This window comes from Pseudoalteromonas sp. JSTW (assembly GCF_013423925.1).
GTDB lineage: Bacteria > Pseudomonadota > Gammaproteobacteria > Enterobacterales > Alteromonadaceae > Pseudoalteromonas > Pseudoalteromonas lipolytica.
This window is the reverse complement of the sequence record NZ_CP058972.1, coordinates 1,745,041-1,766,460: the sequence shown is the minus strand read 5'-3', so window position 1 is coordinate 1,766,460 and position 21,420 is coordinate 1,745,041. Positions and strand designations below refer to the sequence as shown.

Sequence of the window (21,420 nt, the reverse complement as noted above, 5' to 3'; positions counted from 1 at the left end):
CCAATGACATATAAAACCCCTTTTACCTATTCAGACGAGCAAACACTTCGTGTTGAGCTGATCAACCAAGAAATGTCGACGTTAGGTTTAACACCTGAAAAATTAACCTGTGGTTATGCACTGCAGTCAATTAAAGAAACACTGGCTTTTACATGCACCATCAACCCGCAAAAGATTATAGATGAACTGTGGCAAGAGCTTTTTAACGATGCCAGCATCAATGAAATTCAGAAACGTAATGGCTTTAACAAGTCGTACTCAAAGGCTGACCGTGATTTATGCACACGCATTTGTTTACGCTTGCAATCGCCCGAAATCCGCGACCAAAACATTACCAGTGCGAGTATTGCAGCCAGCATGGGTAAAAGTGCTGCAACTATTAGCCAACTGATTAACGGCAAATATAACGCAAACCCAAGCAAACATTTGCACAACATTTGGGGCATTTTACAACCTGCAGAACTTGAGCAACCAAAGCAATCAGCTGATAAACAAGTAGCAGAACCTGAAGAACGTAAGCAGGTCAGTATTGTTTACGGCAAAGTGCCGTTTATTCCTACTAGTACATCTAAGCTTATTGCGATGGCTTGCGACCAAGCAAGGCAACGCCGCCGCTTTAGTGTGTTTGCTGGCCAAGCTGGTTTAGGTAAAACAAAAGGTATTAGCGAGTATTGCCGCAATAACAAAGAAGCCATTTTAATAGCCGGCAGTGAACAAACCAGCAGTACACAAGTGCTTGATCAATTAATCCTGGCATTAGGCTTGTCACGTTGCCCAAGCGCCTACAAAAACATGCAAAAGATTATTATGGCGCTGCGTGATACAGACCGTCTGATCATCTTAGACGAAGCCGATAAGTGCAAACCTAATGCGCTTGACCCGTTACGTACGATCAGTGACCAAGCCATTGTTGGTGTAACGCTGGTAGGCAATATTCAATTAGTCGACAAACTTCAAACACAAGAGCGCTACGAACTCATTGCAAGCCGTGTGTGCTTTTGGCCAAAACCAATCGGGCAAGTAACGGTTGAAGATATTCAAACCCTGTTCATTGAGCTAACCGAAGGAACAATAAAGCTTGCAAGTGACGATGCAGCTTGGTGGCAATGGCTTCACAAGCGTGTTGAAGGCAATGCCCGAGAGTTAGTTGAAAACCTATTACCGCATGTTTTAAACCATGCCGCCAAAAAACCAGATGTTGCGATCGATAAGTTACTTATCAATGGCATTTTCAGTTCAGTACTAAACAAACCAGCAGTTTAAACGTTAGTTAAACACCATTTAAAGAAGGATTAAATCATGGCATTTTCAATCAAATTAAACACACCGCGTTATTCAGCTGAGCTTGCGTTTAGCTCTTTAGTGACTAATGCAGTAATGCTTGCTCTTTTAGCTAAGAAAGACCCACAAGGTGAGCTAATCGACAAATGCAACGGCAACATTAAAGCGGCCTTTGCCACACTGGCTGCAGATAAGCTTTTTAGCATTCACCATGTTCATGAGGTGAATGGCCCAGCGCATACCGCGCGCCGCTTTAACACAATTTGCCGCGAGTTCCCGCTTATTTTTACTGAAGGCATGAAAGACTGGGGAATTAAGATTATCTCGTTAGAGGCATCACCTCACTTTGAAATTCAAATGTTGGAGGAAAGCGCGTGAGTAATTTGATCCAACAAATCAAAATTGCGCAAAAGGATGCGGGTATCGATCAAGATACCCACCAACTTAATGTTGCGTATATTTCTAACCAACGCACTAACACATGCACTGGTTTAACAAAGCTCGAACAACAGCAGCTGCTTGCTCGTTACCGCGCAATGAACCCAAACGCAGGCAAAAAGCAATTACCACCACAGCTTAAAATGATTTATAGCCTGTGGGGGCAATTACACAGAGCCGGTGCAGTTAACGTTGACTCTAAAAGCGCGTGTGAATCGTTTTGTGAAAACCACTTACAAGGTAAAAAGCTGTATCAAAGCGCCCAGCAATGGCCACACATCATTGAAGTACTTAAACAATGGTTAGCACGCCACAAAGCAAAGCAGGGGGCTTAAATGGCTAATTACCGAGACTATCAGAACTTCACTATCAACCCGCGTAAACAGCCTTATAGCGAGATGGATAGTAAGCGCCCAGTTAAAGCTGAAGACAAACGTAAGTGCCGTATTCGCCGTGATGTTGAAGCGTACCATCAACAGCGCGCAATCGATCGAGAATACGGCCTTGAATACTTATGGGATGAACAGTCATGAACAAACCTGAGTTAGATTTACGCGCATTGCCTTATGGCTTGCGCAAGCTTGTTGAAATTCTAGGTGTCGATAAAACAATCGCGCTACTTACTGAACACCAGGGCCAAATGTTTTATATACCGCGTAAGCCAACAGCTAACCATGAGGCCGTTAAGATTTTTGGTATTGAGTTAGTACAAGCCCTGGTTGATGAATACGAAAACAAGCATTACCAGATGCCAATGCTGCATAAAGTACTTCAGCAAATTCGCAACCAAGAGATTTGCTACGCGCTTGATAATAAAACCTGCAGCATTCAGCAGCTGGTAAAACGTTTTAAGATCACGCGCCAGCAAGTAAGCAGTATTTACAGCACGTATCAACAAGAACGTGTAGGCGAAACACAGTTAAATTTAAGTTTATAGGGGATCATCATGGAATCTATTTCTGATTTGAAAAATGAAGCTGAGCAGTATTTTAGCGAGGCATCGGCTCGTGGTACCCCTGTTATAACATTTAAATGCCAGTGCTGCAGTAAGGAGCTTAGAACCTTACAACCACCAAAAGGTGTTATATGGGACACATTGTCTACCTGTTGGCATTGTGGTGCTGGTTTTTTCAAGATAGCGACACAGAACGAAGTACGCGCTCAAGTACCGCCTTCGCTTGGTCATGCAAAACAATAACTTTGTGTTGCTCACTGCTTTGCAACTCAGTGGAGGAAAAAAGCCAAAGCAGTGGCAACTTGAATTTGGTTTAAACCTATTAAACCGCTACATAAACCAACGCAAGTTATTTGGCCTAACAACAACAGGGTTAATGGCCGAATATCACGAAGCGTTTAGAGAAATTAAGGGTAAGAAATGAGTGGAGCAAGAGAAATAGCAGAAAAAGCGGTTGATAACATTGAAGAGCTTTTAAGCGATATGTTCGCAGGTGACTATGCAGACAATGAGGTTTCATTAGGGGTATTAGTAAGTGGTAAAGAAGAGATTCAAGTACAACTTAAAGTAACCCGCTCACCTAGTGATTTTATCGATACGGATTACAGTGACTGGGACGCCAGTATCAAACAACTCTAATTGTATTTAAACCATGTTTAAACCTAATTTAAATTAATTGGCTTGCCCCTATTGTAATGGCAAGCCTTTTCATTTTAACCTAATAAGACACCCGCAAAATACAACGCTGAAAACAACTTTACAGCGGAATGCCCCCCTCTAAATTGATTTACTTATCGCATGACAAAAACAGTGCATGCGCCATTTATTGAGTTATTAGCTCAGCTTATTGTGTCGGCCAAGTCTAAAAACGAGCAAATCGCTATATCACGCCGTTGCCCGTTAAAAGATTTGCCAGCACTACGCACACGCGTAAAAGAGCTATTAAACCCAGCTAACCAAAAGCCAACGCGGAAAACTCGTTTGCCTGCCTGTTACGTCCTAATTAAACAACGATTAACTAATCTGAGGACTCAACATGGCGGCCAAAATAAGAGTTAAAGTCCCAACTGCACCTAGTTTCTTATTTCAGGAAATAGTGCCTGAAGAAATCTTTAATTTATTTAAAGACGTTCCCCTTTTTCTTATCAATCTCTTTGATGAAAGAGCCTTACGCATGCTGCAAAAGCTGCGTGATAAGTTTGGCCCTTGCACTGTAAATAACTGGTATTGGGGTGGCGCTAACCACTTACGCGGCTATAGACCGTTAGACTGCCCAATTGGCGCAAAGCGCAGCCAACACAAACTAGGTAAAGGCTTTGATTGTACTTTTGAAAACTACACCGCTCAGCAGGTACGTGATTACGTATTAGCTCACCCTGAAGAATTTCCTTACATCACAGCCATCGAGGGCGATGTGGGTTGGTTCCATTTCGACGTTCGCACACCTACGTGGATCGGCATTAAAGTTTTTTACCCGTAAGGACACCCTATGACACCAGAACAAGAGAACCAGCTATTTCAAGCAATAGGTGAAATTCAAGGAAGCCAATCAGCCATTTTGGATGATCTTAGAAGTCTTAAGGCTGATATTCACCACAGCATAGAAAAGAGTGAAGCCCGTCAAAAACAGATAACAGACGGCTTAAAGGTCGATATTAAAGAAAGCGAACAGCGCCAAGCTGATGCGCTTAAGACCCATGCAGAACGATTATCAAAAGTAGAAGAAAAGCTCACAAACCAACGTGTAAAAGTGGCTGCAATGGGCGGCACTGCTGGTTTAGCTGTTTCTTTAATTGCTTACGCTGTTAAAAGTGGGATGTTTAACTAATGGCACACCCAGCAGAAAAGAAAAACGCTTTACGACACAGCTATGTAAACGAACTGCTGGCATTAAGCGTCGCAGCAGTAAAGCATAGTGTTGCAGATGGCACAGCCCGACGCTGGAAGATGGAAGCGAAAGACCAGGGCGATGATTGGGATCTTGCTCGTGCTGCAAGCCGTCGTAGTGAGGGTGCAGCAGGTGAGTTTACAACCGACTTTATCGAAGAGTTTACCATTCAAGTAAACGAAACCTTTGAGCTTTTAAAATCTGAAGAGGGTTTAGCACTCCCATTAGAGCAGCGCACTAAAGTACTTAGCTCACTCACTGATATGATGAGCAAAGTAATGAAAGTATCTGGCGGCAATAAGCGCCTAGAAAAACGCACTGTCGCTGCTGAAGTTATCAAGATTTTAGCTAAATTTGTTTCAAAACATCACCCTGACTATGCACCGCAATTAGTCGAAATTCTTACTGCATTTGGTCCTCAGCTCGATAAGGAGTTAAGCGACTAATGGCCGATTTAAACACACGTGAGTTTTTAGCAGAGATAGAGCAAGTAACCAGTGCATTACGCCGTGATATTGAAGCTAAAGAACGTCATATTGATCCAAGTCCTGAAGCGATTTTAGAACGTCGTAAACGTGTTTTAAGCGGTGATTTTGAGTTTTTTGTATATACCTATTTCCCGCACCATATGTGGCTAGATGATGGACAGAAACCATCTGAGTTCCAGGCTTATTTTAATAGTTGGCTACCAGAAGCATTAAAACTTAAAAACGGCTGGAAAAACTGGTTTGTTGCTCCACGTGGCGAAGGTAAAAGTACACTCAGCGTAAAAATCGCCCCTGTGTATGTTTCAGTATTGGCGCTGCTGCAAGACGCAGAAGTACGCCAAGAACTTGGGTTAGAAAAGCCACCACTGTTTATTGATTTTGTGATCTTGTTTGGTGCTGAAACCAAAATGCCAACCAAGACCCTTGAAGTCGTTAAAACCGAGTTGTTGAACAATAACAACTTAGCCTTAGACTTTCCTGAAATATGCGAAAAATCGCCAGTATGGAAGTTAGGCGAGTTTGTAACGGCCCAAGGTGTGCGATTTGAGAGCCGTGGTGCTGAGCAGGCTGTACGTGGTGCGTTCCACGGTGCAAGCCGACCTAAGCTGTTACTTTCTGACGATATCATTACCGATGCTGAAGCCAAATCACCCACAGAGCGTGAAAACCGCTGGCGATTCCTTGAAGCTTCAGTGCAGTTCTTAGGCCCACCCGATGGTACCGTAAAATTCTTAGGTGTGAACACCGTTCTTAATAACGATGACCCTATAAGCCGTGCAGAAGAAGCTCCTGGGCACATTGTTCACCGCTTTAAAGCAATTAAACAAATGCCTGAGCGCATGGACTTATGGGAGCAATGTCGCGACCTCATGGTTCATGATGATAAACGCTTTGAAAAGCGCGAAGCGGCTAAAGGTATTGCTGTTGCAACAGAAGATAAGCCTTCGTTTAAGTTTTGGATCAAGAACAAACGCGCAATGCTTAAGGGCGCTAAAACCAGTTGGCCAAGTGTACGTACACTCTACGATTTAATGTGTATGTGGGCTGCGAACAAGCGCGAGTTTAACCGCGAGATGCAAGGTATTGCTAAAAGCGATGAAGAAGCGATTTTTTATCAGTTTGATTTTTGGGTTGACCGTTTACACGATTGGGTACCATACGGTGCATGTGATCCAAGTATGGGTAAAACAGAAAAGTCCGACCCAAGCGCGATACTTGTTGGCTTTTATTCAAAAGACCTACAAAAGCTGCACGTTGAATACGAAAGCCGAAAAGTGCGCGGTACCAGCCGTTTACTTAACGACATAATACGCGCTCAAAAAGAATATAACTGCTTAGTGTGGGGCTTTGAGAATAACAACGCCTTTGACTTTATGCGAAGCCAGTTTATCACCAAAGGATTAGAGCAGGGCATTGCACTCCCTTTACGTGGTGTTACGGCCACATTACCAGCTGAAGAGCGTATCGGCTCACTCGAAACCTATGTGACCAATACACCTGCACAAATAGCCTTTCATTCACGCTGCCGTTTATTGCTCGACGAACTCGAAAACTGGCCAGAAAAACAAACAACACATCACTACGACTTGAGTTGTGCCTTAGCCATTTTATGGATGATATCAAGCACTGGCGCAGGCGGGATGCCTAGAGTCCGAAGCCGCAAAGTAACCAAACAAATAGGGGGCTATCATGTTTAAGTCTAAGCCACGCATTAATTCACGGGCTTATGGTGCCCTTGTTCGTATGTTTGACCAAAACCAATTGGACCCTGGCTTTTCATCGTTGATCACAGAGCTCCCAAACCCTGACCCGATTTTACGTAAAGCAGGTAAAAACACAGCTATTTATGAAGAAATAGCCCGTGACGCGCACATTATTGGTGAATTGCGCTCATTACGTAGCGGTTTATATAGCTTTAATACTGAGTTAGTTCCTGGCGGAACCGATGCGGCCAGTATGAAAAGCTACGAGTTAGCAAAACAGTTTTTTAAGCGTAAACCGTGCAAGCATACAGAGTGGGCCGATATGGATTGGCACAACTACAGTGCTATTTTACATGGTTTCAGTGTGACGCATTTGGGCAAGTTTATTAAACGTGATGGTACGTGGCAGCCTGAATACGTTGAAACATGGCGTAATAGCCGCTTTGCATTTAATAGTGATCACGAGCTGCTTGTTAAAACAAGAGAAAACCCGCAAGGCGAAGAAGTAGATCCGCGTCGTTGGTCGTGCGTTCGTCATATGCCTAGTGCAACAAACCCGTATGGTATTGCACTGCTAAGCAGCTGCTTTTGGCCGTGGATGTTTAAGCACGGTGGCTTTAAGTTCTTTGTTCAATTCTGTGAACGCTTTGGTGTGCCGTTCCCTGTAGGGAAATACCCTATTGGTGCAAAGGATGCTGATATAGACAGCCTTTTAAATGGACTTGCTAAGTTAGTACAAGACGGAATAGCCGCAATACCTGATGATACCAGTATTGAAGTACTTGAAAGTAAGTTATCCGGTGAACCAATTCCTGAGCGTTTAATTAATTTCTGTAATGCTGAAATGAGTAAGGCGCTCACCAGCCAAACATTGGCCACAGAGCAAAAGAACGGCGGCGCACGTGCTGCAAGTGAAACGCATGCAAAACGCGCTGGCGATAATCAACGCGCAGATAGAGCGCTTGTTGCTTCTTATCGCAATCAGATCATCAATACCCTTCACACTGTCAATTTTGAGGGTGGCGAGCCGCCGCAATTCATCTTTAAAGATAAGCGCGAAATTAATACCGATACGGTAAGCCGCGTTCGCGAGTCTGCTCGATTGGTACCTGTAAGCACTGACTACGTGTACAAAGAATTAGGCATTCCAAAACCTAAACCAGGTGAAGACATTCTAGAAGTACCTGATGACGGCCAAGGCATAGCCTCAGCTACTAAAAGCACTGAATTTGCGAAGTCTGATTCTGCTAGTACTGAAATTAGCGATGAGTTTGATGTGTTCGATTACGCTTCAAACGACACCATTGAAAAGATTTGGCATTTTGCCCAGGCATCAAAAGACCTGGACGAACTTAAGCAAAAAATAACCTCACAATTCCCAACTATCTCTGAGTCTGCTTTAGCACAAGTGGCTGAGCAAGCTCTGCAGTATGAGTTTATGGCGGGTATGAGCGAGGCTAATTCTAAAACTGTGGAGATAGACGATGAATAATATTCCTGAAGGTTACTTAAAAGACGGTAAAGGCAATTTAGTTGCAATTGCTAACGTTAAACAGACGGATTTGATCAAAGATGAGTTTGTACAAAAAGCCTGTGCGAAAGCACTCGAAATGCAGGAAAAATTAGCTGAGTTCAAACGTTCATTGATGGCTGAAGCTGACGACTTTATAGAGCTTTTAGCGCAAGAACATGGTGTTAGTTTAGGTGGTAAGAAAGGCAATACGCAGTTACGTTCATTCGATAACACTTTGCGCGTGAACATTCAAACACAAGAACGTATCGAGCTTGGCCCAGAGCTATCCCTTGCTAAACAGCTGATTGATGAGTGCCTAGATGAATGGACCGAAGGCGGCAATCAAAACATACGAGCCATTGTCAGTAAAACCTTTAATACCGATAAGCAAGGATCATTAAACCCGCAACGTATCCTTGCGTTACGCAAGCTTGAAATCACTGATGAAAGCGGTAAATGGCAAAAGGCGATGAATATCATTGCAGAGTCTGTAGGTGTTATCGATTCATGCCGTTTTATCCGCTTTTACAAGCAGGACGAGAAAGGCATTGAACAAGCTATTTCACTTGATATAGCAAAGCTGTAGCGGGGCGCTTATGTCTATTTCTAAAGAGCAATGGGACAAGGTTGAAAGTGAACTTTCAGGGATTTTTGGTAGTGCTTTATTTAAATTGGGCGATCATGAAATATCGATACAGCGTGTTAGAAAATCAGAGTCTACCACTGTATTAGCTGTTTATATTGATGGCTATATAAAAGGTGAATGGCACACAAAAGAAGAAACGCGTCCTGACTGTTTAGAACAAGTATGGCGAAAGCGCTATATCTCAATTTATAAACAGGCAGATATCAAACAGATTATTAAAATCTTTGGGAAACGCGAAGCTAAAAAACGCTACCCCAACTTAAATGAGAAAAAGGAATTTCTTGATTGTTATTTTACGACAGCTAAATCATTAGTTCGCCAATTCAAACGGATCAAAGGTATCGAATTAATGCTTATTGGTGGCGTACCTTACGAGTCAATGGAGGCTTAAATGGAACCAATTACAATTGCACTTGGCCTTGCTAAGCTAACTGGCCTAGATAAAAAAATAGGTAACTGGATAGGGGGCACAAATGGTGAAGCAGTTGCTTCAAAAGTCGTTGATATGGCCCAAACCTTAACGGGTTCAGGTTCACCAGAAGAAGCGTTAAACCGTATTAAAGACTCTGAAAAATTTGCGCATGAGTTAAGGACCACATTGCTCAATCGAGAGAAAGAACTTGACGAACTTGCGTTTAAAAACACCCAGAGTGCCCGCAATATGCAGATCCAAGCACTAAACCAAGATGATAAGTTTTCTAAACGATTCATCTATTATTATGCGTGGTTTTGGTCAATTACGACGGCTCTTTATATAGGTTTTATTACGTTTATGCCTATTCCTGAGAGCTCTACACGCTTTGCAGATACTATTTTAGGCTTTGTTTTAGGCACTGTTATCGCGTCAATATTGAATTTTTTCTTTGGTAATAGCCGTGATAACTCGCGTCGAAATGAGATTCAAGACATTCAACAGTCATTAAAAGAGCATTAAAATGGCTCTATCAGCTCCACAATATGGCGACCTTGTTAAATTCAAGGAAGCCATTTCACACTTTCAAGACAAAATTAAGCTGACAAGTGAGTCATATAAAGACTTACAGGGCTTAATTCATGCCAAAGCATTCACCGTTGCAGGTGCAACAGAAATCGAAATCCTGAATGAGCTATATACAGCAGTAGATAAAGCAATTAGTGATGGCGAGACTATATCGGACTTTAGAAAACGCTTTGATAAAATTGTTGATGATCATGGTTGGTCTTATAAAGGCAAGCGTGGCTGGCGCACTCAAGTAATTTACCAGAACAACAAAAATACAGCGCGAGCAGCAGGGCGCTGGGAACAACAGAACCGATTAAAAGAACGTAGACCTTATTTACTTTATCTCACTGCTGGTGATAGCCGAGTTAGGCCTGATCACAATAAATGGAACTATATATTACTGCCTGTAGACCATCCGTTTTGGGACACGCATTATCCGCCAAATGGCTATAACTGCCGTTGTAAGGTGGTTTCACTGAACAAACGTGATATTGCACGTATGGGCTTATCGATCACAAAACCAGAGTCTGTTAATAAGTTTATGCAGTCATTCAAGGTCGTCGATGCATCAACAGGTGAAGAACTAGATAAGTTACCTGGCATAGATCTAGGTTGGGACTATAATCCAGGTAAAGCGTGGTTAGGTTCTGACATAGCAGCTGGTAAGTCAGTAGTGAAGTTATCGAAAGAACTTCAACAACTAGCGGTACCGCAATTTAATGAAGCTGTTTTGAAGTCACAGCAATATTATAAAAAGCAGGTAAATTTAAAAGCAGCTCAGATTGCACTTAAAAAGCCGGTAGTCGATGGCCAAGAATTTACGTTAGGGCACTTGCCTGCATTTTTCTTAAACGAGTTGTCACGTAAAAATGCACCTATATATAGTAGCGCTGTTACGATTAGCAGCTCGCAAATTGAAAAGCTCTTAATCGGCCAACTGTCAGTTGAACAAGTACACCAGTTAATGAGCGCAATACAAAAACCAAATGCATACACTTATATAGATAACAAAATTAGAATGACGTACCAGGGCTTTATGATCACAATCGAACTGGGACCAAACTTTAATACAGTTGTAGCAGCAGAAAAGATTTAAAGATTGCTCGCTGAGAATATTTAAAGAGCGTTTAAAAGGCGTTTAAAGTGTGTTTAAAGAAAAGTTAAACGATCAGGAATGATCTAATTCTAAACGTAAAATGAGCAGGAATGATCGGGTAATGAGTCAGTTTGAACGGTTAGAGTCTAAAAACAAGCGTAATTCAAAAATCATGAATTTTCGGCTTGGGATTGGCAAAGGTCAGTATTTACGGGCGTTTCCAAAACACGAGGGCGAAAATCTCCATACCTCCATAATTCTAGAAATGAACAACCCCTTACAGAAGGGAAACACCGACAATATGACGGAAAATACAGAATTTAACATAATATAAATTATAGGAAGTAATGGTTTGTATCTATCTGAGCGCTGTCTTCAGTGATACTAAGTCCAATACTAGACGGTATCGGACATTAGGTGGTTGTTTTGCTATATAATCCATTTAATTATCGACTGTTTCTTGAGCTTAGGTATTGCATGGCATATATTAAAACTATCAAACTAAGATGTAACGATAAGATGTAAACAATATGGAATTTGTGAAACCGTTAGAACCCATTTTGATAATTGATGATATGCAAGATATCAGAGACTATCTCAATCAGATATTAACAGGCCTTGGCTTTGAAGATATTTTAGAAAGCCGAGATTTTGAATCAGCTAAAACAGTTATTGAAGAAAAATCGCCTAACGTCATCTTTCTCGATATAGAGCTCCCCAACACAGACGGCACAGAGATTTTAGAATACTTAAACGACAACTACCCACACACACATGTTGTTATGTGCTCTGGCCACAACAGTCTCGAAAATGTACAAAACACGTGGGAACTTGGCGCGAAAGGTTTTATTGCTAAACCATTTAACGCAAAAAAAGTCGATACTGTTATGAAACGTCTAGAATTGATGTAAACCATAACAAATTAAGAAGTTTATGAATTCGACTATTGAACGCGTTATAGATGACCTATCGACAGTAATATTTGGTAAACAACAACAAATTAAGTTGGCATTAGCCTGTTTATTCAGCCAAGGTCATTTGTTAATTGAAGACTTACCAGGTATGGGTAAAACCACTTTATCGCATGCACTTGCGGCGGTTTTAGGTTTATCGTATCAACGCATTCAATTTACCAGTGACTTACTTCCGTCAGATATATTAGGAACAAATATATTTGATGCCAAAGCACACACTTTTTCATTTCATCAAGGGCCTGTTTTTAGCCAAGTTGTGCTTGCAGATGAAATAAATCGCGCGGGTCCTAAAACACAAAGCGCTCTGTTAGAAGCAATGGAAGAAAAGCAAGTCACGGTCGACTCTGTTAAACACGCCCTGCCATCGCCTTTTTTTGTGATTGCTACACAAAACCCAGTAAATCAGTCTGGTACATATCCTTTACCTGAGTCACAGTTAGACCGCTTTTTTATGCGAATTAGTTTAGGGTTTCCTGATAAACAGGCTGAAAAAAACTTAATTTTGGGTTTAAATAATCGTAACTACGACGATTTACCCGTGCGTATAACAACTGAGCAACTCTCTATTATTCAAACAGAAATTACTCAGGTCACACTCAGCAATGCCGTTGTTGATTATATTTTAGAGTTAGTTGCATTTACTCGCCAAGACAAGCACTTTGTTAATCCTTTATCGCCAAGAGCATCTATTGCGCTTTCTCGTGCAGCTAAAGCATGGGCCTACATTGAAGGACGTAATTTTGTTTTACCTGAAGACGTTCAAGCGGTGTTTGCAAGTGTGACCGACCATCGTCTTGGGTTGAATAAAGATGACAGTGCTTATGCACTAAAACATGTTCCTGTTAGTTTGTAAAAGATGCTTAAGCGCCCTACTTTTGTAACTCGTTTTACGCACTTTTTTATAAATAAGTTATTAAAAAACAAGCATAAAACAAACGAGATTACACTTCGTCATAATACAATTTACGTTTTGCCATCGCGCTTAGGGGCTAAATTTTTATTTGTGGCACTGTTAAATTTTGTGATGGGTATTAATTATCAAAACAACCTTATTTTAGCGATGGCGTACCTTATGGTTGTTTTATTAGTATTCGCCATTTTAACGGGTTATAAAAATCTACGTGGTCTCATTGTAAAGTTTAATCACGTAATGCCATGCTATGCACCCAATCAACCAAGCGCTCATTTTTCTATAAAAGCTAAGAGCGCGTGTCAAGGTGTTGCGCTTGGATATAAAAATACAAAATCACAGCTCATTGATGTAGGTAATAACGAAGTAGTAAATACGCATATTTCGTTAAACTTAGACAAACGTGGGCGTTATCGCTTCGAAAAAGTCCAAATTTATAGCTCTTTTCCTTTTGGGCTTGTGTCGGTATGGAGTTATATTCAGCCCAGTGATGCAATTTATATATACCCAGAGCCAATCGATGACCCTAGTTTAGTTTTTGACACACTGGAATTAGGCGATAGCGAAGAGCATGAAAGTCAACAAAAGCCGGGATCGGATGATTTTCACCAACTGTCTCCTTTTATCCCAGGTACAGCACTTAATAAAGTATCTTGGAAACACTACGCAAAAACTCAGCAGTTACTCAGCAAGGAGTTTACGAGTCATTCGTCTGCCAAAATGGCACTTAACTTTAATAACTTAAACGGCAATACTGAAACTAGGCTCAGTCAACTATGTTATTTAGTCAATAAGCTCACTGAACAGCACGTTACATTTTCTTTAACGTTGCCAAATAGTGAGGTTGCTTCGGGTTGCGGTTTAAAACATCAAAAATCGTGCCTTCAAGCGCTGGCGGAGTTTTAAATATGCTGAAGATGCATAATGCAGGCTTAATAAATTCGGCACTTTCATTCATATTCATCATTATGAGTGGATTTTTGTTTACTGAGGTCCCTGCTCTTTTTCTCGCCATTTTAATTTCTTTAAGCTGCCTTAATTTATTTATTGGAAAGTTCTATAAAAAGCTCAATGGTAAGGTGGCTAATATTTTAGCTGCGGCTTGTCTAATCGCTTTATTTGTTGTTGTCGGTGTGTCTGACACAGTTAAGTTATTTGTTTCAATGATGCTACTTGCAAGTACATTTAAACTATTGCAAGCGCGAACAACCAAGCAATATCAAACCGTGTGTTTACTCGTGTTTTTTAACTTATCGACCCTGTATCTCTTTCATCAAGGTTTACTCGAAACATTGCTGGTAAGCAGCTTATATATCGTTAATTTTGCAGTCCTTGGCTATTTAGACAGCCCTAATAGCTTTAAAACGGCAAATAAACAGAGTGTTAAGACCATTTTGTTCGCTTTACCTATTGCTGCATTTCTAATTTTATTTTTACCAAGACTTCCTGCTTTTTGGCAATTACCGGGACCAAAGCTTGCTAAAACAGGTTTGTCTGAACAGGTAAACCCGTTTTCTATTGCCAAATTGGCAGAATCAGACGAGCTAGTTTTTAGAGTTGAAGAGCCTAATAATACAGCTCTGCAGCCCCCCTATTATTGGCGAAGCCTTATTCATGATGAGTTTAATGGTAACGAATGGTCAATATCGGACATTTTAAGATCTCAACAGTTTAACCTTACTCGCAAGCCAGTTGCCCCTCAAAACTACGTTCAATATCAAGTTATTGCAGAGCCTTCATCGGCTAATTGGTTATATGGTTTGGGGTATGCAACAAGTGATAATACGGCTGTAGTCTCCACCTATAATGGTTTGCTAAAACGCAAAGGCAATTTAAATAAGAATATAAAATACACCGTTAAAAGCGGCTCATTAAATAATGTTGTTCTGTCTGACTTTGAAAAAAGACTCTATACGCGACTTCCTGGCAACGTGAACCCTAAAACGCGCACACTGTCATTATCTCTCGCTGAAAAAAATACCAACGAAGAAGCCTATTTTAATGCTTTATTGCGCTATTTTAATGAACAAGCATTTAGCTACACACTCACACCAACAGCAATGACTGGCGAGAATACAATTGACCAGTTTGTATTTGATAATAAACGTGGCTTTTGTGGACATTACGCAAGTACAGCAGCCTTTATGTTCAGGGTTGCCAAAATTCCTGCGCGTGTAGTTTCAGGTTATTTAGGCGGCGAACAAAAGCAAGGTTCAACACTCAACGTTTATCAATATGATGCCCATGCCTGGGTAGAAGTACATTTTAATAATGCGTGGCATGTGTTTGATGCAACCGCGGTTGTTGCTCCAGAGCGGTTAAATGGCTCGTTATCACAATTAAGCGAATTAAATGAAAGCTTTAATGAAAATTTAGGATTTGGCCTAAAACGCTGGAGTCACTTTAAAGCAATAAATTGGCTTAGAAATCACCTTGAAGAGTTAGATTATAAATGGACGAATTGGGTGCTGACATTTGATCAGCAATCACAACAAAACTTTTTAAAATCATTATTTGGAAATAAAGCGAACTGGATAACGCCACTTGTAGTTTTGGTTACGCTAGCCTTTATTTTTCTAGGTTACTTTTTCTATTCAAAGCGCACGCCTCTCTCTAATGAGCCACTTATTAACGAAATAGAACAGCTTTACCGTTGGGCGAATAAACAGGGTATTGAAACCGATGTCACTCTTACTCCTTTGCAAAACATTGCAAATATAAAAAAACAAAAGCCCCATTTATCCAGCGTATTGGCTAAATTTGAACAGATAATCATCGAAGTGCGCTATCAACAGCTCGCATTTACTCAAAAACGTAAAACCACTGCTCGAGTTCTGTTAAACTCGCTCAAAACAGCAAAATAGAGAACAATATGAATGCAGTAATTGTTGGCGTTATATTAATGCTGGTACTAACACTTTGCCGTATTAATGTCATTGTCGCGATGACACTAAGTGCCATTGTTGCCGGTTTAACGGCTGGGCTTGGCTTGTCAGATACGCTTAATGCATTTAACGAAGGGTTATCGGGCGGCGCTGAAATAGCACTAAGTTACGCAATGCTAGGTGCATTTGCTGTGGCTATTTCTAAGTCAGGGTTAACACGTATTTTAGCAGCCAAATTGCTCAAGCAAGTGAATGATAACAGCCACAAAGGCGAAACAACCCTAAGCTACTTAATTTTAAGCATCATATTATTGTGTGCAATTTCGTCGCAGAACTTAGTCCCGGTACACATCGCGTTTATTCCTATATTAATTCCCCCGTTACTTATTGTATTTAACACGCTGCGATTAGATAGACGTGCCATTGCCTGTATTTTAACTTTTGGTCTTGCAACCTCTTATATGGTTCTTCCGTATGGGTTTGGTGGAATCTATTTATATTCAATTTTACATAAAAACCTCACTGAAAACGGTTTAGAACTTGTGAATACACAAGTCCCTATCGCTATGATAATTCCTGCGCTTGGCATGTTAGTTGGGTTAATTATCGCGGTATTTGTTAGCTACAAAAAGCGACGTCATTATGAGGCTCACGCCCTAACAGAAAAACAGCAAGACGTTGTTATCGAACAACCAAAAAAGGTATTGGCTGTTGGTATTGCTGCCGTACTTTGCTCGTTGCTTGCTCAAAATGTGAGTGGCTCTATGATTCTAGGTGGCCTTGTTGGAGTTATGATATTTAGTCTGTTTGGTATTGTTAAGTGGGAGCAGAATAGCGACGTTTTTAGTAAAGGTGTAGCCATGATGGCAATGATTGGCTTTATTATGATTTCGGCACAAGGCTTTGCTTCCGTTATGAAAGCAACTGGCGACGTTACCTCATTAGTAAGCTCTGCTGTTGGTATGATAGAAGGAAACAAACCGCTTGCCGCTGCACTCATTTTATTAGTTGGCCTATTGATCACCATGGGCATTGGTAGTTCTTTTTCTACGGTGCCAATTATAGCGACCCTTTTTGTACCTCTGTGCTTAGAACTTAACTTTTCTGTTATGGCAACGGCTGCACTTGTTGGTACTGCTGGGGCATTAGGTGATGCGGGCTCCCCTGCTTCTGATTCTACCTTAGGACCAACCTCTGGATTGAACGCCGACGGCCAACATGATCATATTTGGGATTCAGTGGTACCCACATTTATTCACTTTAATATTCCGCTACTGATATCGGGTTGGATAGCAGCAATGGTACTTTAAATTAAAACACTGTACTGCAACTTCAAAAGTTATTCAGCCAGTTAAAAAGACGTTAGCCCTGCATATGTGGGGCTTTTTATTATATTGCTACGGGCAATTTTAAACACTTTTTTGCTTTTCTCTTAAATTACATCTTCTGCTATCCCCTGTTTAATTGAAGGTAAAGGATTCATAAGTGCTGAGTAATACATATTACAATATATAGTATGATGTGTTCTTTCTGGTTAATTAAATAAGTACCCGCAGGTACTTATTTATTTTAGCTATCTTTGAGTGTGTTAGCTGTCGAAACCGTAGATCATTTTATCACACACAACCGGTGTTGGTCTGTGGTTATCATCAACCGCTACAAACGTAAAGCTACCCGAGATAGCAAGATGCTTATCGTCTTTATGCATCCTCTCTAAAAATATCTCTACGTCTACTTTTAGGCTGGTATTACCAACATAGACTACTTTAGAGATAAGTTCTGCAAATGTACCGGCAGGAATCGCTTCTTTAAAGTCAACACGGTCAGACGAAATCGTTACTAAAGGTTTACGACAAAAACGAGTTGCAGCAATAAAAGCAACTTCATCCATCCACGCTAACGCGTCACCACCAAATAAGGTGTTGTGATGGTTAGTGCGGCCAGGAAATACTGTTTTTGTTACCGACGTTGTTGAGTCAGCAATACGCTGGGCAATAATAGCGTCACGATCGATTTGTTGTGTCATAGTCTCTACTTTTCATTAGCTAATGTGTCTTGCATCATTAGCGCAGGGTCAAGGCGTTCATTTTTCCAATTAAAACGCCAGTCTAAATGGGGTCCTGTTACTCGGCCCGTTGCACCTATCTCAGCGATTTTATCGCCTCGGGTAATGGTATCCCCTACTTTTACATCTAATTTGCTTAAATGAATATAAGTCGAAGTCACACCATGGCCATGATCAAGAATCAGCGTGCCACCAGAGTAATATAAATCAGGCTCAGCAAAAACGACGGTACCACTGACAGGCGCATACACAGGGCTGCCAGTTTTATTTGCGATGTCTAAACCAAAGTGTGGTCTACGTGGCTCACCGTTAAAGTAACGCTGGCTGCCATACACACCCGAAATACGGCCTTGTGCTGGCTTATAAACCGGATCTAAAAAATAACGGAGGTCAGAATTAACTTCTCGCGCTTTTCGTACAGCAACCGCTTCACGAGAAATTCGCTCTGATACCTCTTTGGGCGGCGAAACATACTTTTTTGCCACGCCTGTAATTTTGTCAATCTTGTATTCGCGCTTTGTAATAACAATGGCTTGCTCATGCTCGACACCGTCATTATCAACCCACGTTAATGTGTGCTCTGTGTCTGCGTCACGGCCAAAACCAAATACAAATTCACCTTGAGGCGACAATTTTAAGTTTTCACCGTTAAAACTCACACTTTTAACGTTTTCAAGTTGGCCTGTGACTAAACCACCTTGAGTTAAATGTCCTTTTAGTTCAACCGCATTTACATGTATAGACAACAAACTTGCCAACGCGGTTAGCAGTAATCCTTTACGCATAGCTAATTGATCCTTTGCCGACCCCTTCGTACGCAGTGATTTTCACCTCAGACTCTGGGTATTCGTTTTTAACTTGCGTGCTAAGATAGTCAGCTATGCATTCAACCGTGGTATCGCACGGTAAAATGTCGCAACGCGATTTAGCAATGGCCATTTCAAAGTAGCCTTGCTGCGATGTATACGCAAAGCACACATCGTTATCTTCTGCTGTAACATGTTTTAACTCTGCTTTGCTGACTTCGTCTTCAGCTGTCGCTAAATAAATATCTTCCCATTTATCGGCCCACTCTTTTTGCAAACGCGGCATAGCCATGCCATCAAGGCTAATACCAATTTGCGAACGGTGACCATGAATAATGCGCTGACAATTGCCATCATGCTTTTTAAGACCATGGCTGTAGTGGTAGTAAAAACTTTGGCTGCGCTCAGGGTATAAATTAATTTCAATTTTTTCGATGTTGCTAGGCAATTGCGGCATTATCGTTTTAATTAAAAACGCGGTCACTGAGTGCTCATCAATCACGTCGGCATCAATTAAACAAAAGGCTTGGTTTGGTGCGCTCATCGCTAAGTGATGGTTGTCACCAAAATGACAATCTAATACGTTGTGCTCATCGTGTTGAGTGAGTGAACCGTTTAGTTTCGCAGGCACGGCAAGTTTGTGATCAATACATTCATCAATAATGCCTTTGATTTGTTTTTTAACTAAACCAAAATCAAGCACCATAGACTCATCATTAAGTTGGCCATGCAGGGTTAAATCAACAATCCAGCTCTCGCCAACTGCGCCGCGTTTATTACACAAGTAAGAAAAATCAATCACTGTCAGTGAGTTTACAAAAAGGATCATAAATTTCCTTTAGACTGGTTAAAGAATCACAGCAATTATAATGATTTTTAATACACAATGCGCGGTTTTATCTCCCTTTAACAGCAACAGTTTAATTAAATGGTCATAAAACAAACGAAAAATAGCAAAAAATTAACTGCTCCGAGTTGTTTAGCGTACAAGTGTACGCTAAAGTACGGGGCAATTTCTAAGCGATGAAAAAGAGTTATGGAACCTAAAAACAGCTATACAAAAGAAGAATTGGTCCTTTGTGGTCAAGGTGAAATGTTTGGCGAAGGCAATTGTCGTCTTCCAAGCGATAACATGTTAATGATGGATCGCATCGTTTCTATCACTGCCGATGGTGGTGAACACGGTAAAGGTCAAATCGTTGCTGAACTTGATATCAACCCTGATCTTTGGTTTTTCGACTGCCACTTTAAAGGTGATCCAGTAATGCCGGGTTGTCTTGGTTTAGATGCAATGTGGCAATTAGTTGGCTTTTTCCTTGGCTGGTCAGGTGGCCCTGGTCTTGGTCGTGCACTGGGTGTAGGTGAAGTTAAATTTACTGGTCAAATCTTACCAACGGCTAAAAAAGTAACTTACCGTTTAGATATGAAGCGTGTTATCAAGCGTAAATTGTTCATGGGTATGGCTGACGGTACTGTAGAAGTAGACGGTCGTGTAATCTATGAAGCAAAAGATCTTAAAGTAGGTCTTTTCCAAGATACAACTGCATTCTAATAACCCCATAATGCAGAAACAAAAAAGCCCCTTTTGGGGCTTTTTTGCGTAAATAAGATGCCTATTTTAAGTTTTGAACATATTTCGGTTTTCTATTGCTTCTCGCCATCCACCTAACCATTCTGATTTAGGATCAATTTGTTGATAAGGGCATTGTTCTTTGGAACGGCCTGCCAAGCCTGCTTTATAACCTTGAGAATGAGCTCTTTCTAAACGATCTCTTTTCTGTCTCTTCATAGGTAATATCCTCACCTTTTATATTTATAGATATGTAGCGAAATTGACATCTACATTTAATGAATAGTTAATAAAACTGTTAAATTCAAATGACAAAAGCAATTAAATAAATTGACAATGAGTAACGTGCTGATGATCAACTGAATTAACATTTAAAACCTTTAAGTGGTCATACCTCTATATTTCAAACCACCTATAAATACAGTAAAAACGAGCTATAAATTGCATAGCCATTATTTGTGACACAGGCTATTTCAGTAAAGTTCCCCATTAATTTGTAATTATGACATTTTTATTATGATTACAATTTAAACAACAAATTGCTTGCATGTTAAAAACCGATCGGTCTAATATTGAGCTATGGAAACAAAAATAATACAGCCAAGCCGTCGTGGCAGGCCCCCAAAAATTGAGCGCACAAATGCAGATACCCGCGCACTGCTAATTAATACAGGGTTAGCTGTATTAACTGAAAAAGGCTTTAGCGCCACAGGTATCGATTTAATTTTAAAGTCGGCGCAAGTGCCTAAAGGCTCTTTTTATCATTACTTTAAAAGTAAAAATGATTTTGGTTTAGCCTTAATTGATGCTTACGACAGTTACTTTCAAGCAAAGCTTAAACGCCATCTCACTAATAGCGCCATTAGTCCACTTGAACGCGTTGTTTTATTTGCTAACGATGCCAAACAAGGCATGGCAAAATATGCGTTTAAACGAGGGTGCCTTATTGGCAATCTTAACCAAGAGCTCAGCCACCTTGATGACGCAATGATAGCCCGCATTAAACAAGCGTATACGCATTGGCAGCAATTAGTTGAGCAGTGTTTAATTGAAGCGAAAGAACAAAAACAAATCGCAAAATCAACAGACTGCAAAATGCTTGCTGAATTTTTTTGGATTGGCTGGGAAGGTGCCGTTATGCGCTCAAAGCTTGATAAATCAAGCGAACCCCTTACCCTTTATACAGCACAATTTTTACGTTTAATCTTATAAAGCCGTTA

The 21,420-nt window shown here is 40.8% G+C and carries 28 protein-coding genes; 24 read left to right on the top strand and 4 right to left on the bottom strand.

Annotated elements, in window-relative coordinates:
* Positions 1-3 precede the first annotated feature (3 nt).
* From GZH31_RS08110 to GZH31_RS08005, 22 genes are all read left to right on the top strand, one after another.
* Positions 4-1,263, top strand: a complete 1,260-nt coding sequence (locus GZH31_RS08110; RefSeq protein ID WP_180311576.1) for an AAA family ATPase — start codon at positions 4-6, stop codon at positions 1,261-1,263.
* Between the two features lie 36 nt (positions 1,264-1,299).
* Positions 1,300-1,659 carry a hypothetical protein gene (locus GZH31_RS08105; RefSeq protein WP_063705220.1) on the top strand — a complete coding sequence of 120 codons (360 nt, stop codon included), beginning with the start codon at positions 1,300-1,302 and terminating at the stop codon, positions 1,657-1,659.
* On the top strand, positions 1,656-2,054 hold the full coding sequence (locus tag GZH31_RS08100; protein WP_180311575.1) for a phage protein GemA/Gp16 family protein: 399 nt from the start codon (positions 1,656-1,658) through the stop codon (positions 2,052-2,054). Before GZH31_RS08105 ends, GZH31_RS08100 begins: the two co-directional genes overlap by 4 nt.
* Positions 2,055-2,252 carry a hypothetical protein gene (locus tag GZH31_RS08095; protein WP_180311574.1) on the top strand — a complete coding sequence of 66 codons (198 nt, stop codon included), beginning with the start codon at positions 2,055-2,057 and terminating at the stop codon, positions 2,250-2,252.
* Entirely contained in the window at positions 2,249-2,656 is a 408-nt protein-coding gene (locus GZH31_RS08090) for a Mor transcription activator family protein (RefSeq protein WP_063705226.1), read from the top strand. Before GZH31_RS08095 ends, GZH31_RS08090 begins: the two co-directional genes overlap by 4 nt.
* Positions 2,657-2,665: 9 nt before the next feature.
* On the top strand, positions 2,666-2,917 hold the full coding sequence (locus GZH31_RS08085; protein WP_180311573.1) for a hypothetical protein: 252 nt from the start codon (positions 2,666-2,668) through the stop codon (positions 2,915-2,917).
* On the top strand, positions 2,904-3,098 hold the full coding sequence (locus GZH31_RS08080; RefSeq protein WP_180311572.1) for a hypothetical protein: 195 nt from the start codon (positions 2,904-2,906) through the stop codon (positions 3,096-3,098). Before GZH31_RS08085 ends, GZH31_RS08080 begins: the two co-directional genes overlap by 14 nt.
* Positions 3,095-3,313 carry a hypothetical protein gene (locus GZH31_RS08075; RefSeq protein ID WP_180311571.1) on the top strand — a complete coding sequence of 73 codons (219 nt, stop codon included), beginning with the start codon at positions 3,095-3,097 and terminating at the stop codon, positions 3,311-3,313. The genes GZH31_RS08080 and GZH31_RS08075 overlap by 4 nt, the downstream gene beginning before the upstream one ends.
* Positions 3,314-3,710: 397 nt before the next feature.
* On the top strand, positions 3,711-4,154 hold the full coding sequence (locus GZH31_RS08070; RefSeq protein WP_180311570.1) for a hypothetical protein: 444 nt from the start codon (positions 3,711-3,713) through the stop codon (positions 4,152-4,154).
* 9 nt (positions 4,155-4,163) lie between these two features.
* On the top strand, positions 4,164-4,502 hold the full coding sequence (locus tag GZH31_RS08065) for a hypothetical protein (protein ID WP_180311569.1): 339 nt from the start codon (positions 4,164-4,166) through the stop codon (positions 4,500-4,502).
* On the top strand, positions 4,502-5,008 hold the full coding sequence (locus tag GZH31_RS08060) for a DUF1804 family protein (RefSeq protein ID WP_063530259.1): 507 nt from the start codon (positions 4,502-4,504) through the stop codon (positions 5,006-5,008). Before GZH31_RS08065 ends, GZH31_RS08060 begins: the two co-directional genes overlap by 1 nt.
* Complete coding sequence (locus tag GZH31_RS08055; protein ID WP_180311568.1) at positions 5,008-6,747, top strand: hypothetical protein; 1,740 nt, start codon at positions 5,008-5,010, stop codon at positions 6,745-6,747. Before GZH31_RS08060 ends, GZH31_RS08055 begins: the two co-directional genes overlap by 1 nt.
* The gene (locus GZH31_RS08050; protein ID WP_180311567.1) at positions 6,740-8,245 is read left to right on the top strand and encodes a DUF935 family protein; all 1,506 of its coding nucleotides are present in this window, start codon (positions 6,740-6,742) and stop codon (positions 8,243-8,245) included. Before GZH31_RS08055 ends, GZH31_RS08050 begins: the two co-directional genes overlap by 8 nt.
* Complete coding sequence (locus tag GZH31_RS08045; protein ID WP_138617678.1) at positions 8,238-8,852, top strand: DUF3164 family protein; 615 nt, start codon at positions 8,238-8,240, stop codon at positions 8,850-8,852. The genes GZH31_RS08050 and GZH31_RS08045 overlap by 8 nt, the downstream gene beginning before the upstream one ends.
* Positions 8,853-8,862: 10 nt before the next feature.
* On the top strand, positions 8,863-9,303 hold the full coding sequence (locus GZH31_RS08040) for a hypothetical protein (RefSeq protein WP_180311566.1): 441 nt from the start codon (positions 8,863-8,865) through the stop codon (positions 9,301-9,303).
* Complete coding sequence (locus GZH31_RS08035) at positions 9,304-9,846, top strand: hypothetical protein (RefSeq protein ID WP_180311565.1); 543 nt, start codon at positions 9,304-9,306, stop codon at positions 9,844-9,846. It abuts the gene before it with no gap.
* 1 nt (position 9,847) lies between these two features.
* Entirely contained in the window at positions 9,848-10,990 is a 1,143-nt protein-coding gene (locus GZH31_RS08030; protein ID WP_180311564.1) for a phage minor head protein, read from the top strand.
* A gap of 530 nt (positions 10,991-11,520) precedes the next feature.
* Entirely contained in the window at positions 11,521-11,901 is a 381-nt protein-coding gene (locus tag GZH31_RS08025) for a response regulator (protein ID WP_036968390.1), read from the top strand.
* Between the two features lie 22 nt (positions 11,902-11,923).
* Complete coding sequence (locus GZH31_RS08020; RefSeq protein ID WP_180311563.1) at positions 11,924-12,817, top strand: MoxR family ATPase; 894 nt, start codon at positions 11,924-11,926, stop codon at positions 12,815-12,817.
* Between the two features lie 150 nt (positions 12,818-12,967).
* Positions 12,968-13,780: a DUF58 domain-containing protein gene (locus tag GZH31_RS08015; RefSeq protein ID WP_180311562.1), complete on the top strand. Its 813-nt coding sequence runs from the start codon at positions 12,968-12,970 to the stop codon at positions 13,778-13,780.
* A 2-nt stretch (positions 13,781-13,782) separates the two neighbouring features.
* Complete coding sequence (locus GZH31_RS08010; protein WP_180311561.1) at positions 13,783-15,738, top strand: transglutaminaseTgpA domain-containing protein; 1,956 nt, start codon at positions 13,783-13,785, stop codon at positions 15,736-15,738.
* Positions 15,739-15,746: 8 nt separating this feature from the next.
* Positions 15,747-17,069, top strand: a complete 1,323-nt coding sequence (locus GZH31_RS08005) for a Na+/H+ antiporter family protein (protein ID WP_180311560.1) — start codon at positions 15,747-15,749, stop codon at positions 17,067-17,069.
* A 278-nt stretch (positions 17,070-17,347) separates the two neighbouring features.
* Here the strand turns inward: GZH31_RS08005 and GZH31_RS08000 are convergent, their stop codons facing one another.
* From GZH31_RS08000 to GZH31_RS07990, 3 genes are read right to left on the bottom strand one after another with little or no spacing between them, the layout of a single operon-like run.
* A complete protein-coding gene (locus tag GZH31_RS08000; protein WP_036968399.1) occupies positions 17,348-17,785 on the bottom strand; it encodes an acyl-CoA thioesterase in 438 nt (145 codons plus the stop codon).
* Positions 17,786-17,790: 5 nt separating this feature from the next.
* Positions 17,791-18,609: a M23 family metallopeptidase gene (locus tag GZH31_RS07995; RefSeq protein ID WP_180311559.1), complete on the bottom strand. Its 819-nt coding sequence runs from the start codon at positions 18,607-18,609 to the stop codon at positions 17,791-17,793.
* Positions 18,602-19,459 (bottom strand): 6-carboxytetrahydropterin synthase, encoded by an 858-nt coding sequence (locus GZH31_RS07990; RefSeq protein WP_180311558.1) that lies wholly within the window; start codon positions 19,457-19,459, stop codon positions 18,602-18,604. Before GZH31_RS07990 ends, GZH31_RS07995 begins: the two co-directional genes overlap by 8 nt.
* A 207-nt stretch (positions 19,460-19,666) precedes the next feature.
* On the opposite strand from GZH31_RS07990, the gene fabA reads away from it, so the two are divergent.
* Positions 19,667-20,182 carry a bifunctional 3-hydroxydecanoyl-ACP dehydratase/trans-2-decenoyl-ACP isomerase gene (gene fabA / locus GZH31_RS07985; protein ID WP_036968405.1) on the top strand — a complete coding sequence of 172 codons (516 nt, stop codon included), beginning with the start codon at positions 19,667-19,669 and terminating at the stop codon, positions 20,180-20,182.
* Between the two features lie 66 nt (positions 20,183-20,248).
* Here the strand turns inward: fabA and rmf are convergent, their stop codons facing one another.
* Positions 20,249-20,419, bottom strand: coding sequence for a ribosome modulation factor (gene rmf / locus GZH31_RS07980; protein ID WP_036968408.1), 171 nt, complete (start codon positions 20,417-20,419; stop codon positions 20,249-20,251).
* A gap of 360 nt (positions 20,420-20,779) precedes the next feature.
* On the opposite strand from rmf, the gene GZH31_RS07975 reads away from it, so the two are divergent.
* Positions 20,780-21,412, top strand: coding sequence for a TetR/AcrR family transcriptional regulator (locus GZH31_RS07975; protein ID WP_180311557.1), 633 nt, complete (start codon positions 20,780-20,782; stop codon positions 21,410-21,412).
* Positions 21,413-21,420: the final 8 nt, after the last annotated feature.

Bases quoted from the DNA above. Each gene is read 5' to 3' on its own strand.
- GZH31_RS08110 (WP_180311576.1), top strand. From the start codon at position 4: ATGACATATAAAACCCCTTTTACCTATTCAGACGAGCAAACACTTCGT.
- GZH31_RS08105 (WP_063705220.1), top strand. From the start codon at position 1,300: ATGGCATTTTCAATCAAATTAAACACACCGCGTTATTCAGCTGAGCTT.
- GZH31_RS08095 (WP_180311574.1), top strand. From the start codon at position 2,055: ATGGCTAATTACCGAGACTATCAGAACTTCACTATCAACCCGCGTAAA.
- GZH31_RS08090 (WP_063705226.1), top strand. From the start codon at position 2,249: ATGAACAAACCTGAGTTAGATTTACGCGCATTGCCTTATGGCTTGCGC.
- GZH31_RS08085 (WP_180311573.1), top strand. From the start codon at position 2,666: ATGGAATCTATTTCTGATTTGAAAAATGAAGCTGAGCAGTATTTTAGC.
- GZH31_RS08080 (WP_180311572.1), top strand. From the start codon at position 2,904: ATGCAAAACAATAACTTTGTGTTGCTCACTGCTTTGCAACTCAGTGGA.
- GZH31_RS08075 (WP_180311571.1), top strand. From the start codon at position 3,095: ATGAGTGGAGCAAGAGAAATAGCAGAAAAAGCGGTTGATAACATTGAA.
- GZH31_RS08070 (WP_180311570.1), top strand. From the start codon at position 3,711: ATGGCGGCCAAAATAAGAGTTAAAGTCCCAACTGCACCTAGTTTCTTA.
- GZH31_RS08065 (WP_180311569.1), top strand. From the start codon at position 4,164: ATGACACCAGAACAAGAGAACCAGCTATTTCAAGCAATAGGTGAAATT.
- GZH31_RS08060 (WP_063530259.1), top strand. From the start codon at position 4,502: ATGGCACACCCAGCAGAAAAGAAAAACGCTTTACGACACAGCTATGTA.
- GZH31_RS08055 (WP_180311568.1), top strand. From the start codon at position 5,008: ATGGCCGATTTAAACACACGTGAGTTTTTAGCAGAGATAGAGCAAGTA.
- GZH31_RS08050 (WP_180311567.1), top strand. From the start codon at position 6,740: ATGTTTAAGTCTAAGCCACGCATTAATTCACGGGCTTATGGTGCCCTT.
- GZH31_RS08045 (WP_138617678.1), top strand. From the start codon at position 8,238: ATGAATAATATTCCTGAAGGTTACTTAAAAGACGGTAAAGGCAATTTA.
- GZH31_RS08040 (WP_180311566.1), top strand. From the start codon at position 8,863: ATGTCTATTTCTAAAGAGCAATGGGACAAGGTTGAAAGTGAACTTTCA.
- GZH31_RS08035 (WP_180311565.1), top strand. From the start codon at position 9,304: ATGGAACCAATTACAATTGCACTTGGCCTTGCTAAGCTAACTGGCCTA.
- GZH31_RS08030 (WP_180311564.1), top strand. From the start codon at position 9,848: ATGGCTCTATCAGCTCCACAATATGGCGACCTTGTTAAATTCAAGGAA.
- GZH31_RS08025 (WP_036968390.1), top strand. From the start codon at position 11,521: ATGGAATTTGTGAAACCGTTAGAACCCATTTTGATAATTGATGATATG.
- GZH31_RS08020 (WP_180311563.1), top strand. From the start codon at position 11,924: ATGAATTCGACTATTGAACGCGTTATAGATGACCTATCGACAGTAATA.
- GZH31_RS08010 (WP_180311561.1), top strand. From the start codon at position 13,783: ATGCTGAAGATGCATAATGCAGGCTTAATAAATTCGGCACTTTCATTC.
- GZH31_RS08005 (WP_180311560.1), top strand. From the start codon at position 15,747: ATGAATGCAGTAATTGTTGGCGTTATATTAATGCTGGTACTAACACTT.
- GZH31_RS08000 (WP_036968399.1), bottom strand. From the start codon at position 17,785: ATGACACAACAAATCGATCGTGACGCTATTATTGCCCAGCGTATTGCT.
- GZH31_RS07995 (WP_180311559.1), bottom strand. From the start codon at position 18,609: ATGCGTAAAGGATTACTGCTAACCGCGTTGGCAAGTTTGTTGTCTATA.
- GZH31_RS07990 (WP_180311558.1), bottom strand. From the start codon at position 19,459: ATGATCCTTTTTGTAAACTCACTGACAGTGATTGATTTTTCTTACTTG.
- fabA (WP_036968405.1), top strand. From the start codon at position 19,667: ATGGAACCTAAAAACAGCTATACAAAAGAAGAATTGGTCCTTTGTGGT.
- rmf (WP_036968408.1), bottom strand. From the start codon at position 20,419: ATGAAGAGACAGAAAAGAGATCGTTTAGAAAGAGCTCATTCTCAAGGT.
- GZH31_RS07975 (WP_180311557.1), top strand. From the start codon at position 20,780: ATGGAAACAAAAATAATACAGCCAAGCCGTCGTGGCAGGCCCCCAAAA.